Below are 13,284 nucleotides of genomic sequence, written 5' to 3'. Positions count from 1 at the left end.
AGTGAAGGAGTAACGGAGTGAAGATCGCACGCCGGCAGACCGCCGACGGGCCCATCCTGGCGGTGCTCGCCGACGGTGACCTGCTCGTCGACCTCGAACCGGAGACCGAGCTGGCGGCTCTGCTCGGTGACCGAGGCCGAATCCACGACGCTGCCGACCGGGCGCTGGCGCGGCGGACGACGGTGACCGGCTTGGACGATGCGGTGCTGCTGACACCGCTGGATCCGCCGACGTTCCGGGATTTCTCGACGTTTCCGGAACATACGGCGGGCGTGGTGAAGCTGCTGGACCCCAATGCCACCGTGCCCGCGGAGTTCTGGGAGATCCCGACGTTCTATTTCTCCAACCCTTATGCCGTCACCGGCCCGTACGCGGACGTGCCGATCGCACCGGGTTGCACCGATTTCGACTTCGAACTCGAGGTGGGTGCGGTGGTCGGCGCGGCAGGCCGTGACCTGAGTGTCGAGGAGGCTGCCGAGCACATCGCCGGTTATGTCGTGATCAACGACTTCTCCGCCCGCGATGTCCAGTTCCACGAAATGCGGCTGCGTCTGGGCCCGGCCAAGGGCAAGGACACCGCGACCGCTCTCGGTCAGTTCTTCGTCACCGCCGACGAACTCGCCTCCCGGGCCTCGGGCCCGTCCTTCGACCTGCGGATGACGGTCGCGGTCAACGGGGAGACGGTCGGGGAGGACACGCTCGATCACATGGCGTGGAGTTTCCCGGCGCTGGCCGCGTACGCGTCGCGGGGCACCGAGATCCGGCCGGGTGATCTGCTGGGCTCGGGAACCTGCCGCAGCGGGTGCTTGGCGGAGTTGTGGGGCAGGCACGGCCGTGACGTACGTCCGGCGCTGCGGCCGGGTGATGTGGTCACTACAACGGTCGATGTACTCGGCGAGACCCGCAACCGCATCGTCGAGGCCGCTGCGGTGCGGCCGATCCGTGCGTGGAGGCAGGCATGACCTATCGGGTGCTGATCACCGACCATCCCGCGGCCACCGTCGATGTCGAGCGTGCGGTGTTCGACGCGGCCGGGGTCGAGATGGTGGTCGCGGAATCCACCGATCCGGCATCGCTGGCGGCATCGGCCGCGGATGTCGACGCCATTGCCACCTGCTTCGCGAAGGTCCCCGCCGCGGTGCTCGACAACGCACCGCGCTGCCGGACCGTGGCGCGGTTCGGCGTGGGTGTGGACAACATCGATGTGGCCCGGGCCGGTGAACTGGGCATCGTGGTGACGAATGTGCCGGTGTACTGCGTCGACGAGGTCGCCGATCATACGTTGCTGCTGCTGCTGGCACTGGCGCGGCGGCTGGTGCCGTTCGCTGCCGACACCGCGGCGGGTCGCTGGAATCGCAATCTCGCCCCGGTGCCGGTCCGGTTACGTGGCAAGACCTTCGGCATCGTCGGTGCGGGTGCGATCGGGTCGGCTCTGATTCCCCGGGTGGCGGCGCTGGGGATGGATGTACTGGCACTCCGCCGCCACGGCGGCGAGATCGCGGGCGCCACCGCGGTGGGTTCCCTCGACGAACTGCTCACGGCCGCCGATGTCGTTTCGCTGCATCTGCCGTTGAACTCGTCTACTCACCGAGTGATCGGCGCGCGTGAGCTCGGGCTCATGAAACCGACAGCGCTGCTGCTCAACACCTCGCGCGGTGGACTGGTCGATACCGTCGCGCTGACCGCGGCGCTCTCGGAAGGTCGATTGGGCGGTGCGGGGCTCGATGTCACCGAACCCGAGCCACTGCCGGCGGATCACCCGTTGCGGACCATGGCCAACGCCGTGCTCACCCCGCACTACGCATTCAGTTCCGACGGGTCGATGGCCGATCTGTCGCGTACCGCTGCCCAGCACGTCGTCGACGTGCTCGCCGGTCGCCGACCGGAATCGATCGTCAATCCGGAGGTTCTCACTTCTCCGGCTCTGCGCACCCCGGAGCTGGTGCGATGAGCACCGAGTACGCCGGCCTGACCGATACGGTCACCGCACATCTGCGCGCCCGGGGTCTCGCTGCCCCCGAGGCCGTTCTGACCGTGCGCACGCTCACCGGCGGAGTCTCCAACGATGTAGTCGCGGTCACCGGTGACGGTGTCGATGTCGTGGTCAAACGAGCCCTGAGCCGGTTGCGGGTCCGGCAGGAGTGGGAAGCCGATGTGGGCCGGCTGACCACCGAGGGCCGCGCGCTGCGCCTGGCCGCGACAATCGCGCCGGAATCGGTGCCACCCGTGCTGGATCTGTCCGACGGTTTCCTGGTCATCGGCCGGGCCCCCGACCACTGGCATACCTGGAAAGCCGACTTGATGGCCGGTGTGATCGATGTGCACGTGGCCGCCCGGCTCGGCGAGTTCCTCGCGCGGCTGCAACGGAACGCGGCCGGCCGGGTCGACCGGCTACGGGAAGAGTTCGGCTCGCGGACCGCGTTCGAGCAATTGCGGGTCGATCCGTTTCACCGGCAGATCCGCGGCCGGTATCCCGAACTCGTACCGCAGATCGATCGGACGGTCGCGGTCATGGCGGAAACCACCGAATGCCTGGTGCACGGTGACTATTCACCGAAGAACGTGCTCGTCGGCGACTCCGATGCCGAGCTGTGGGTCATCGACTGGGAAGTCGCCCATCTGGGCGATCCGGCCTTCGATCCTGCCTGGATTGTCGGGCACCTGCTACTCAAGAGCATCCGCCGGCCCCACGACGGTGACCGTTACCGCGCCGCGGCGGCGACCTTTCTCGACGCCTGGAACTGCACCGATCCCGAGTCGATGGCCCAGGTGATCCGCCAAACCGGCTGCCTCGTGCTGGCCCGGGTGGACGGCCGCAGCCCGGTCGACTACCTCGACGAACCCGGAAAGGTGGCCGCCCGCTCGCTCGGCCGCCGGTTGCTCGGCGATCCCCCTCATTCACTACCGGACGCTTGGAGGCTCCTCGCATGACCGACACCGCTATCCGCGATATCACCGCCTGGGAGGGACTCGACTCACGCGGAAAACCCACCGTGGGGTGTGAGGTGCTGCTGGCCGGCGGGGCGCGCGGGCAGGCCTACGTTCCCTCCGGGGCCTCGACCGGCCGCCACGAAGCGCGCGAGTTGCGCGACGGCGGCACCCGTTACTCCGGGCAGGGCGTGCAGCGCGCCGTAGCGAATGCCACCACGATTCTCGCCGAGGCCGTGCGGGGCCTCGATGCCCTCGACCGTGGCGTGGTCGATACCGCGCTGCGGGCCGCCGACGGGACACCGGACCTGGGGGAGGTGGGCGCCAATGCTGTATTGGCAGTATCGGTCGCGACCGCACTGGCCGCCGCCGATGCCCGGCGCATCCCGCTCTACCGGCTGGTCGCGGCAGCGGGGGACGAGCCGCTGCTGCCGCTGCCGATGGTCAACATCATCTCCGGTGGCGCCCATGCCGGCCGCTCGATCGATGTGCAGGACTTCCTCGCCGTCCCGGTCGGGGCGCAGACGTTTGCCGAGGCCGTCGAATTCAGCGCCCGCGTCCGCCGGGGCACCGCGGATGTGCTGGCCGAGCACGGTCATTCGGTCGCGCTGATCGCCGACGAAGGCGGGCTCGGGCCCGTACTGCCGACCAACCGGGCCGCGCTGGACATGGTGGTCGCCGGAATCGAGCGCGCCGGACTGCGACCCGGCGCGGATATCGGGATCGCGGTCGATATCGCCGCCACCCAGTTCCTCACACAGGACGGGCACTACGTCCTGGCCGCCGAAGGGGGTCGCCGGCTCAGTGCGGCCGAACTGGTCGACGAGCTTGCCGACTGGTGCGCGCACTACCCGATCATCTCCCTGGAAGACGCACTCGGCGAGGACGACTGGGCAGGCTGGGCGCGGGCGACCGAGCGACTCGGCCACCGGCAACTGCTCGGTGACGACTTCTTCGTCACCGACGCCGAACGGCTGCGTCGCGGTATTCGGGACAAGGTCGCCAACGCCGTGCTCGTCAAACCCAATCAGACCGGCACCCTCTCCGACGCCCGCACAGTGGTCCGGCTGGCGCAGGACAACGGTTACCGCACCGTGCTTTCCGCGCGGTCCGGGGAAACCGAGGATGCCTGGCTGGCCGATCTGGCCCTGGGCTGGCGGACCGGCCAGATCAAGGTCGGGTCCACCATGCGCTCCGAACGCACCGCGAAATGGAATCGGCTGTTGCAGATCGAAGCCCAACTCGGCGATGAGATCGAATACGCAGGCGCCGCCGCCATCACGGGTCCGGCCGGCGATCGGGGACGCGCATGAACAGGGTAGTGGAGAGCTACGGGCTGGGCACCTTCGCCGACGGCACGCGAACATTCGCCGGCGTGGTTGCCGGCGATCGCGTGGCCGAGATCCCGCCGGGGCGACTGGGTGCCGGGATTGCCACGACCACAGATATTTTCGCCGCCTGGGATACCGCCCGGACCGAGCTGCCCGCTCTCGCCGCGCATGCGTCCACCGCGGGTACCCCGCTGGCGCAGCTCCGCATTCTGCCGCCGGTACAACCGCGCCACATCTTCCAGGCGGGAGCGAACTACCGCACCCATGTCGCCGAGATCATCGTCTCCGGCAAGGCCGCCGACGATACCCGCACCGACGAAGAGCTCGAGGCGGCGGCCGCGGCGATGATGGACGAGCGCGCCCGGACGGGCAGCCCGTTCTTCTTCACGGGCCTGGCGTCGGCGATGTGCGGCGCGGACGACGATGTCCTGCTCGTGCCCGAATCCGGGCAGACCGACTGGGAAGCCGAACTCGTCGTCGTCATCGGTGCGGTCGCCGACAACGTCACCCGCGACAATGCCCTCGACTTCGTCGCCGGCTACACCGTCGCCAACGATGTCAGCGCCCGGGACCTGCAATTCCCCGCCGAACACCGGCCACTCGGCGGAGACTGGCTACGCGCGAAGAACCGGCCCACATTCCTGCCCGTGGGGCCCTTCGTGATCCCGGCCGAGAACCTCGGCGACTACCGCGATCTCGAGATCGAGTTCCGGCTCAACGGCGAACGTATGCAACACGACCGCGCCGCCAACATGCTCTTCGACGTCCCCACCCTCATCGCCCAGGCCTCCGCCATCACTCCCTTGCTGCCCGGCGACCTGATCCTCACCGGCAGCCCCGCGGGCAACGGCGGAAAGTGGCAGCGCTGGCTCACTCCGGGCGACGTGATGGAGGCATCCGTCACCGGGATCGGAACGCTCCGCAACACCTGCCGGGCAACACCGGGAAAGAAGGCCACACCATGACCTCCGACATCACCACGGACACCTCGCCGCTCTTCGACCCGGAGAATCCGGCCGCCACTATCGAGGCAATGGCCCACCGGTGTAGCAACTGGGGTCGCTGGGGCGACGACGACGTCCACGGCACGCTCAACTTCCTCGACGACGCCGCCCGGGTCCGCGCGGCCCGGCTCGTCACCACCGGCCGCACGTTCTCGCTGGCACAATCGTTCGACACCAACGGTCCGCAGAAGGGATGGCGGCGACGGACCAACCCCGTCCACACCATGACCGACACCGGTCTGGACGCCGAATTCGGCGATCAGGGCTTCCCCTTCGGAATGGGCGGGGCCGATGATGTGATCGCCATGCCGCTGCAGTGCTCGACCCAGTGGGACGGGCTCGGTCACATCTTCGACCACGGCCGCGCCTGGAACGGCCGCCGCGCCGGAGCCGTCGTCACGTCCGAAGGCGACCAGGTCACCGGTATCGAAACCGCCGCCGACCGGATCGTGGGCCGCGCCGTACTCCTCGACGCCGGCCGCGCCCTCGCCGGTGAACTAGGACTCGAACATCCCGAACTGCCGGACGGGTTCGCACTCACCCCCGAGCTGCTCGACCGCATTATCGACCGGCAGGGCGTCTCCTCCCAGGTCGGACATGGGGACATCCTGCTCGTCCGCACCGGCCAGTACAGCCGCACGCGGCGCGACGGGTGGGGTGATTACGCCGGCGGCGCCGCGCCCGGCCTGTCGTTCCGCTCCGCCCCCTGGTTGCACGATCGGGAGATCGCGGCCATCGCCACCGACACCTGGGGCTTCGAGGTGCGGCCCACCGAGCTGAACGGCGCCTTCCAGCCATTGCACCAGATCGTCATCCCCCATATGGGTCTCTATATCGGCGAGATGTGGAATCTCGACGACCTCGCCGAATACTGCGCCCGCACCGGCCGATACGAGGCATTCCTCGTCGCCGCACCGCTCCCGGTCACCGGCGCGGTCGGGTCACCGGTGAATCCCATCGCCGTCGTGTGACAACGAAGACACGCTAGAAAGGCACCCGCCCATGCCCTCAACGAAGAAGGTAGGAATCATCGGCGCCGGTATCGCCGGACTGTCGGCCGGTATCCTGCTGGCCGACCGCGGTATCGATGTCGAGATCCTCGAACGCGCCGACGGCCCCCGAACAGTCGGGTCGGGAATTACGCTGCAAGGCAACGCGCTACGCATCCTGCGCCAACTGGGCGTGTGGGACCGGATCGAGTCCCGGGGATACTCCTTCGATACCGTCGGCCTGCGTGCCCCCGACCCCGAAGCCACCGTCCTGGTCGTCATGAACGACGTGCGGACCGGTGGGGACGACCTTCCGGCGACCGTGGGAATGCACCGGCCCGAACTCGCCGCGATCCTGCGCGACCGGCTCGACGCGGCCGGCGGCCGGGTCCGATACGGCGCCGACGTGGTGGGCATCGACTCGTCCGAGAACACCGCCACCGCGGTCACGGCATCCGGGGATCGCAGGTCCTACGATCTGCTGATCGCCGCCGACGGCATCAACTCGCCCACCCGGGGCCTGCTCGGTATCGATATCGTCCCTCGACCCACCGGCGTAGGTGCCTGGCGTGTGGTGGTCCCGCGTCCCACCGATGTCGTGCGCACCGACCTGATCTACGGTGGCCCGCACCACCTCGCCGGATATTGCCCCACCGGCAACGATTCGATCTACGCCTATATCGTCGAGGACGCCCAGGTCCGCGACAGCACGCAGGGACCGCTGATCGTGAAGGAACTAGCGGCCGGCTACGGCGGTCCGTGGAAACAGATCGCCGACTCGATCGACGAGAACACCCCGGCCAACTACACCTGGTTCACCACCCATCTCGTCGACGGTCCCTGGCATCGAGACCGGGTGGTCCTGATCGGCGACGCCATCCACAACTGCCCGCCGACGATCGCCCAGGGGGCGGCCATGGCCCTGGAAGACGCCGCGGTTCTCGTAGAGGAACTGTTCGCCGGTGACGCACCACTCGACGCGGTGTTCACCCGCTTCCGGGAACGCCGGTTCGACCGAGCCAGGACCGTGGTCGAATCCTCCACCCAGCTGGTGCAGTGGATGGTCGACGGCCATCGCGGCGACGTGGCCGAGGTCATCCAGCGCGTCGCGCACATGGTGAAGGAACCGGCATGACGGGGCCGATCGTCGACGTGCACGCGCACGTCCTGCTACCGGCCGTCGAAGCCTACGTCGCCGAACTCGACCCGGAGGGCCTCGCCGCCGCCAAAGAGCTCGACGCCCGCCGCAACGGACCCGAGTCCTTCGCCGCATCGGGGCGCATGATCGGCGAGCGGTGGCAGCTCCTGACCGACCTGCCCACCCGCCTGGCCGCGATGGACGCCGCCGAGGTCGACATCCAACTGGTGTCGCCGTCGCCGTCCCACTACTACCCGTTCCTCGGTCCGGCCGACGCGCTGGACGTGGCCCAACGCGTGAACGCGGCCATCGGCGAGCTGGTCGGCCGAGCCCCCGGCCGGCTTCTCGGACTGGGTGTCGCTCCGCTACAGCATCCGCAACAGCTGGTTCCCGCCCTCGACGACGCCCTCGGCCGCGGACTGCGAGGCGTGGAGATCGGGTCCTTCGGCGCCTCCGCTACCGGCGGGCAGGCCGGCACCGTGGAACTGTCCGATCCGGCACTGAACCCGTTCTGGGCGGCCGCCGAGACGGCGGGCGCCGTCGTGTTCCTGCATCCGTTCGGGTGCTCACTCGACGAACGGCTCGACCGGTTCTACCTGGCCAACATCGTGTCGCAACCCGCCGAGAACGCGGTAGCACTGTCCCACTTGATCTTCGGCGGTGTCCTGGATCGCTATCCAGGTCTGCGTGTGGTCGCCGCGCACGGCGGTGGGTACCTTCCGACGGCAATCGGGCGCTCCGACCATGCCTGGCGGGTACGCCCCGACGCCCGCCGTTGCCGGCAGCTGCCGTCGACCTACCTGCGGCGGCTCTGGTTCGATTCGCTCACCCACGACAGCGGGCAGCTCGCGGAGCTGATCCGGGTGGCCGGGCCCACGCGTGTGCTGCTCGGTTCGGACTTTCCCTTCGATATGGGAACCGACAACCCCGTCGGCGCGGTTCGGGACGCGGGCCTGCCCGAAGAGGTCGTGCGGGCCGTACTGTCCGGCAATGCCGCGGCACTGCTGCCGGACACCGGAGACCGGGAGAACCCGGCCACGTAGGGTTTCGAAGGGACAGAACAGCGGGGGCAGGGCGGAGGAGTGCCGGTGAAGGAAGTCGACCTGAACCTGCTGCCGCATCTGCACGCGCTGCTCGAACTGCGCAACGTCTCCCGGGCTGCCGAACGCGTGCACCTGAGCCAATCGGCGATGAGCGCGGCACTGGCCCGGCTACGCCGGCATTTCGACGACGAACTCCTGGTCCGCGCCGGACGCGAGTACACCTTGACCGCGTTCGCTCGCAGTCTCGCGCCGGCCGTCCAGGAGGCCCTGGCGCGAGTCCAGGATGCGATGCAGATGCGATCGGAGTTCGATCCCGCGGAGACCGACCGCACCTTCGTCCTCGCCGCGTCCGACTACGCGACCACGGTCGTGATCCGGCCGTTGCGCGGCCTGATCGCCCGGCAGGCGCCCCGCGTATCGGTCGATATCGTCCCCACCGCAGGAATCGACCTCGGCCTCGAGGCATTCGGCCAGGTGGATGTCCTCGTGGGTCCGATGGGATTCGATTTCGGCGGCAGCTACCGGCAGCTGTTCCGCGACGAGTTCGTGGCCGTCATGGACAGCGGCAACCCATTGCTCGAGCGCGCCGAACTGACCCTCGACGATCTCGCCGCCGTGCCACACGCCGCCGGCGAATTCGGCCCCGGCGTGACGACACCGCCCATGCAGTTCCTCGCCGACGCCGGTGTCACCCCGGTCGTGGCCGCCCGGGTATCGGGCTGGCAGATCCTGCCGTTCCTCGTCGAAGGCACCGACCTCGTGGCACTGGTCCCGCGCCTGCTGGCGACCCGCTTGGCCACCGGGTTGTCGGTGGCCGTCGTGGAATTCGTGGCGGAGCTCGAGATTCCGGTCGTGGAGGCCATGTTCTGGCATCCCCTGCACACCACCGACCCCGCCAACACCTGGCTCCGTGAGTCGATCCAGCAGGTCTGCCGCGAAATCCGCGACGAAGCCACCGGACCGATTCATCCGGTCCGGATCGGGCTGCCGAAGTCCTGAGCGACCGTCTGTTACCGCCACGGCGCTCCTGTCATCGCCACGTGCCGAGCTGATTCGCCTGCTCACTCAGCCCGTAAATACTGGTCGACCATCGTTGTCGAGGACGTGATCTCCTCGTCGAGCGTCGGCGCCGGGCTGATGAAATCAGCACCCTGCATCGTGCGCAGCACGGCCATCGCGTAAACGGCACGAAAGGCTTGCCACGCGGGTGTCGAGTCACCGGTCAGCAGGCCGGTGCGCTCCAGCGCGGCGACGAACATATCCCCCAGCAGGGCGGTATGTCGTTTGCCCCGTTCGAAAACCACGCGATGCTCGGGCGCGATCGCGATGACCGGCCGGAGGAACTCGGCGTTTCGCTCGAACAGGAGCAGCACGGCGGCGACTGCCCGGCCGATCACTTCCCGCGGCGGCAATCCCGGCTCCTGCGCCTCGCGGAACAAGCGGTCCCGATCGTTCGCCATCTGCGTCATCTTGTGTTCGTAGACGGCCAGAAACAAGGCCTCTTTGCTCGACGCGCGCTCGTAGATGGCGCGCGGATTGATGCCGGACGTTTCACTGAGCGCCGCGATCGTGAAGCCGCCGTAGCCCGCAGACTCCAGCAGCGTGATGCCGGCCTCCAGCACCCGCTGCCATGCTTCACGGCTGCGCTTCTGCCGCGGCTGCCTGATCGCGAGTGTCTCGGGAACCTCCGGGGTTGCCATGTCGCGTTCTGGCATTTCGGGGGATTTGCGGGAGGCCATTGACAAATGGTGACACGGCGCACATCATTGTCCGTAACCGAAGTGATCACTTCGGTTTTATCGGAAAGGTCCTCGAACCGCCGGCCCGGCCGGCGCGGCTTCCGCCCCGGGATTCCGAAGGCGGTCGGCGACTCGGAACCAGAATCAATCAGTCGGACTCCCCGGCACAGTCACCGATACCGCCCGAATGTGTCCAAAGGGCAGGTGCTGCACCAGCTTCGGAAACAGCCGGGAGTTATTGGAAGAGAGGCAGAGATGGCCCGGCAATCAACGAAGAACGGCAGGGTCGCGGTGATCGGCGGGGGCCCGGCGGGTATGGCCACCGCACTGTCCGTGCGTCAGGCAGGCCACGAGGTCACCGTGTTCGAGCGCTACCCACATGCGCGGGTAGCGGGAAATATCCTCAACCTGTGGCCCGGGCCGATCAAAGCGCTCGGGCTGATGGGTGTCGACACCGACGGCCTCGGCTCCGGCTGCTTCACCGAATTCCGCAGCCACCGCGGAAAACGACGGGCCCGGATCCAGCTGCCCGACGATATCGTTCGCGACTACCACGGCGGCTATATCGGACTGCTGCGCCGGGAGCTCTATGAGCGCATGCTCGCGACCCTGCCGGAAGGCGTGATCCAGTTCAACCGCGGTGTCACCGGCTTCGAACAAGATCGCAGCGGGGTCCGCCTGCACATGTCCGACGGCGCTACCGAAGAAGCGGACGTACTGATCGGCGCGGACGGTATCGATTCCCTGGTCCGCCGCACCCTGTGGGGTGATTCACCCAAGCGCGAGCACAATCTGCACGTCCTCGCCGGATTCGTCCTCGGCAAGAAGATCGACGGCGTCGAATACAACGAGAACATCCTCAACCACAGCCGCACCGTCCAGGGCACCTGGAGCGGGATGCTCCACCGCGGTGAGTACGGCTACCAGTGGTGGGTACTCGAAGCCCACGACGCCGGCACCGAGTTCACCGAGGACATCGGGACCAGAGCGAGAATGCTGGCCGCCGAATTCGGTGCACCGCTGACGACGCTGATCGATGCGACCGACCCGGGCAATATACAGCGCTGGCCGATCCGCGATCGCAAACCCATCGGTCGATGGTCCTCGGGCCGGATCACGCTGGCCGGCGACGCCGCCCACCCGACCTCCCCGTACGCCGCCTACGGCGCGGGAATGGCCACCGAGGACGGCTACTTCATCGGCCGCACCCTGGCCGGGGTCGACCTGACCGACCACGACGCGGTGACAGCAGCCCTGGCCCGGTACGAGAAACCTCGCAAGCCGCACACCGCGCGGCAATCGAACCAGGCGTACTACATCGGGCAACTGTTCCACCACACCCCAAGGCCACTGCGCGTGCTACGCGATGCCATCCTCGACCACACTCCGTTACTGCAAAAAGTGGTAGGCGAGTCCAGCCCCGGCGAGATCATCGAGCAGATCGCATTGATCGACGAAACCGAACAACGCTTCACCGCCCTACGCTCCTGACCAACGCTGTCCGCAACAGTCTCGCCCTACACCACAGGCGCCGAAGTGCCGAAAAGCCTCACCGGTCGAACCGGCGACCGGAACCGTTCTGCCCCGACCAGCTCGGGCAGGCGGAGAATGGTCTTGCCATGAAGGTGAGTGTTGCAGGTGTGAGCGCTTGGACCTGACCGTATTCCGGACCGGCCTGATCGCCGGCGGTTTCTGGGTACAACTGCCTCGTTCTCTGTCCAGCAGAGAACCCGAACCACCTCGCCGGATATCGGCTCGGCCGGTCGATCGCACCTGCGGCCCGGCCGGGTGACCGGCGGCTTCGTTTGGCGGCCACCGCCCCGGGTATCCGGCGCCGGACGGGAGGTGAGTTCGGATGTCGAGGGGTACGGTCCGGCATCGGATCCCGGGAATTCGACGCCGATCCGGCGCATGGGCGGCGAATCGAGCAAGGCCGGACGCCGAGCCGGGACCGATTCTGCCGCACCGCGACGAACCGTAGTAAGGAGGAAACACATGACTCAGACGACCCAACCGAGTACCCGGGGGTCGGCGGACGGCCGATCGGTCGGCGAACTCGTCGACGTCGCGACCATCCAGGTGAGCCGCCTGGTGCGCGATGAGATGCGGCTGGCACGGCTGGAGATGCAGGAGAAGACAGCCGCCGCGGCCAAAGGCGCCGGTCTGGCGGGCGCGGGCGGGCTGCTGGCGTTCTACGGTGGCGCGGCCTTGGCTGCCGCCGCTGTCCTGGCTGTAGCGCTGATACTGCCGGCCTGGGCAGCGGCGCTGATCGTCGGCGCCGCCCTGCTGGCCGTCGGGGCGGCCCTCACCTGGGTCGGCAAGCGCAATATCGCGGCGAGTACGCCGCCGTTGCCGGAGGACGCTCTGGCCGGCGCCCGCACCGATATCGAGACCATCACCCCCAGGAGGCAGCGATGACCGAGAGCGACCGGCACGCGCCCGAGAACGATCGGGAGGCGCTACGGCAGGACCGCGACCAGGTTCGCCGGGAACTTCGCGAAACCGTGGACGAACTGACCGCAAAGCTCGATGTCCGGGCGCGGGCCCAGGACACCGTGCACCAGGCCGCCGACGGTGTACGCCATCAGGTCGCCCTGGCCGAGCGGAGTGTCCGCGACAGCTCCGAACAGGTGAAGGACCGGGCTCACCACCTGCTTGTGCGCACCGAAGCGCGTACACCGGAACCGCTGGCCGAGCGCGGCCGGAGCGCAGCCGAGTTCCTGCGCTCCCGGCCGATCCCGGCCGCATCGGCGGCCGCCGCGGCCGCGCTGGTGACGTGGCTGATACTGCGAAGGAGGGTGTCGTGAGTGCCCTGTACAAGCCGATCGGGATGCTGGCGGGCGGCCTCGGCGGCGTCGTGGCGCACGCCGTGTTCCGCCAGGTGTGGCGTCGAGCCAGTGGGGAAGACGAGGCGCCGGACGCGACGTCCCGCGCTTACGGATGGCGCGAGGTCCTGTTCGCGGCCGCTCTGCAAGGCGCGATCTTCGGCTTGGTCAAAGCCTCCGTGGACCGTGCCGGAGCGGTCGCCTACCAGCGGATGACCGGAAAGTGGCCGGACTGATGACCGATCGCCGAGCGGTGATCCCAGCTGGCGGCCGGTCGGCCGCTGATC

General features: G+C 68.3%; 14 protein-coding genes. 13 read left to right on the top strand and 1 reads right to left on the bottom strand.

From position 1 onward, the window contains the following. Positions 1-17: 17 nt before the first annotated feature. From QH195_RS16835 to QH195_RS16795, 9 genes are read left to right on the top strand one after another with little or no spacing between them, the layout of a single operon-like run. Positions 18-962 carry a fumarylacetoacetate hydrolase family protein gene (locus tag QH195_RS16835; protein ID WP_280436079.1) on the top strand — a complete coding sequence of 315 codons (945 nt, stop codon included), beginning with the start codon at positions 18-20 and terminating at the stop codon, positions 960-962. Then, positions 959-1,951 (top strand): C-terminal binding protein, encoded by a 993-nt coding sequence (locus QH195_RS16830; protein WP_280436078.1) that lies wholly within the window; start codon positions 959-961, stop codon positions 1,949-1,951. The genes QH195_RS16835 and QH195_RS16830 overlap by 4 nt, the downstream gene beginning before the upstream one ends. After that, entirely contained in the window at positions 1,948-2,931 is a 984-nt protein-coding gene (locus QH195_RS16825; RefSeq protein ID WP_280436077.1) for a phosphotransferase family protein, read from the top strand. The genes QH195_RS16830 and QH195_RS16825 overlap by 4 nt, the downstream gene beginning before the upstream one ends. Continuing rightward, the gene (eno, locus tag QH195_RS16820; protein ID WP_280436076.1) at positions 2,928-4,241 is read left to right on the top strand and encodes a phosphopyruvate hydratase; all 1,314 of its coding nucleotides are present in this window, start codon (positions 2,928-2,930) and stop codon (positions 4,239-4,241) included. Before QH195_RS16825 ends, eno begins: the two co-directional genes overlap by 4 nt. Beyond that, positions 4,238-5,224 carry a fumarylacetoacetate hydrolase family protein gene (locus tag QH195_RS16815; RefSeq protein WP_280436075.1) on the top strand — a complete coding sequence of 329 codons (987 nt, stop codon included), beginning with the start codon at positions 4,238-4,240 and terminating at the stop codon, positions 5,222-5,224. Before eno ends, QH195_RS16815 begins: the two co-directional genes overlap by 4 nt. Continuing rightward, entirely contained in the window at positions 5,221-6,234 is a 1,014-nt protein-coding gene (locus QH195_RS16810; RefSeq protein WP_280436074.1) for a cyclase family protein, read from the top strand. Before QH195_RS16815 ends, QH195_RS16810 begins: the two co-directional genes overlap by 4 nt. Before the next feature lie 31 nt (positions 6,235-6,265). Beyond that, positions 6,266-7,387 carry an FAD-dependent monooxygenase gene (locus tag QH195_RS16805; protein ID WP_280436073.1) on the top strand — a complete coding sequence of 374 codons (1,122 nt, stop codon included), beginning with the start codon at positions 6,266-6,268 and terminating at the stop codon, positions 7,385-7,387. Beyond that, entirely contained in the window at positions 7,384-8,433 is a 1,050-nt protein-coding gene (locus QH195_RS16800) for an amidohydrolase family protein (RefSeq protein ID WP_280436072.1), read from the top strand. The genes QH195_RS16805 and QH195_RS16800 overlap by 4 nt, the downstream gene beginning before the upstream one ends. 45 nt (positions 8,434-8,478) lie before the next feature. Continuing rightward, entirely contained in the window at positions 8,479-9,432 is a 954-nt protein-coding gene (locus QH195_RS16795) for a LysR family transcriptional regulator (RefSeq protein ID WP_280436071.1), read from the top strand. 62 nt (positions 9,433-9,494) lie between these two features. Here QH195_RS16795 and QH195_RS16790 read toward each other — a convergent pair whose 3' ends face one another. After that, positions 9,495-10,172: a TetR/AcrR family transcriptional regulator gene (locus QH195_RS16790; RefSeq protein ID WP_280436070.1), complete on the bottom strand. Its 678-nt coding sequence runs from the start codon at positions 10,170-10,172 to the stop codon at positions 9,495-9,497. 255 nt (positions 10,173-10,427) lie between these two features. On the opposite strand from QH195_RS16790, the gene QH195_RS16785 reads away from it, so the two are divergent. The 4 genes from QH195_RS16785 to QH195_RS16770 all read left to right on the top strand — a co-directional run bounded on the left by QH195_RS16785 (position 10,428) and on the right by QH195_RS16770 (position 13,233). Then, the gene (locus QH195_RS16785) at positions 10,428-11,663 is read left to right on the top strand and encodes an FAD-dependent oxidoreductase (protein WP_280425856.1); all 1,236 of its coding nucleotides are present in this window, start codon (positions 10,428-10,430) and stop codon (positions 11,661-11,663) included. A 504-nt stretch (positions 11,664-12,167) separates the two neighbouring features. Further along, positions 12,168-12,590 (top strand): phage holin family protein, encoded by a 423-nt coding sequence (locus QH195_RS16780; protein WP_280425857.1) that lies wholly within the window; start codon positions 12,168-12,170, stop codon positions 12,588-12,590. Continuing rightward, positions 12,587-12,979: a DUF3618 domain-containing protein gene (locus tag QH195_RS16775; RefSeq protein WP_280436069.1), complete on the top strand. Its 393-nt coding sequence runs from the start codon at positions 12,587-12,589 to the stop codon at positions 12,977-12,979. Before QH195_RS16780 ends, QH195_RS16775 begins: the two co-directional genes overlap by 4 nt. After that, positions 12,976-13,233 (top strand): DUF4235 domain-containing protein, encoded by a 258-nt coding sequence (locus QH195_RS16770; protein ID WP_280436068.1) that lies wholly within the window; start codon positions 12,976-12,978, stop codon positions 13,231-13,233. Before QH195_RS16775 ends, QH195_RS16770 begins: the two co-directional genes overlap by 4 nt. The last annotated feature ends 51 nt before the right edge of the window (positions 13,234-13,284 follow it).

It is taken from the genome of Nocardia carnea, assembly GCF_029868855.1.
Taxonomy (GTDB): domain Bacteria; phylum Actinomycetota; class Actinomycetes; order Mycobacteriales; family Mycobacteriaceae; genus Nocardia; species Nocardia carnea_A.
This window is presented reverse-complemented; position numbering and strand designations above follow the sequence as displayed.

Excerpts from the sequence above, each read along its gene's own strand:
- QH195_RS16780 (WP_280425857.1), top strand. The coding sequence starts at position 12,168 with ATGACTCAGACGACCCAACCGAGTACCCGGGGGTCGGCGGACGGCCGA.
- eno (WP_280436076.1), top strand. The coding sequence starts at position 2,928 with ATGACCGACACCGCTATCCGCGATATCACCGCCTGGGAGGGACTCGAC.
- QH195_RS16825 (WP_280436077.1), top strand. The coding sequence starts at position 1,948 with ATGAGCACCGAGTACGCCGGCCTGACCGATACGGTCACCGCACATCTG.
- QH195_RS16810 (WP_280436074.1), top strand. The coding sequence starts at position 5,221 with ATGACCTCCGACATCACCACGGACACCTCGCCGCTCTTCGACCCGGAG.
- QH195_RS16790 (WP_280436070.1), bottom strand. The coding sequence starts at position 10,172 with ATGGCCTCCCGCAAATCCCCCGAAATGCCAGAACGCGACATGGCAACC.
- QH195_RS16775 (WP_280436069.1), top strand. The coding sequence starts at position 12,587 with ATGACCGAGAGCGACCGGCACGCGCCCGAGAACGATCGGGAGGCGCTA.
- QH195_RS16815 (WP_280436075.1), top strand. The coding sequence starts at position 4,238 with ATGAACAGGGTAGTGGAGAGCTACGGGCTGGGCACCTTCGCCGACGGC.
- QH195_RS16785 (WP_280425856.1), top strand. The coding sequence starts at position 10,428 with ATGGCCCGGCAATCAACGAAGAACGGCAGGGTCGCGGTGATCGGCGGG.
- QH195_RS16830 (WP_280436078.1), top strand. The coding sequence starts at position 959 with ATGACCTATCGGGTGCTGATCACCGACCATCCCGCGGCCACCGTCGAT.
- QH195_RS16805 (WP_280436073.1), top strand. The coding sequence starts at position 6,266 with ATGCCCTCAACGAAGAAGGTAGGAATCATCGGCGCCGGTATCGCCGGA.
- QH195_RS16800 (WP_280436072.1), top strand. The coding sequence starts at position 7,384 with ATGACGGGGCCGATCGTCGACGTGCACGCGCACGTCCTGCTACCGGCC.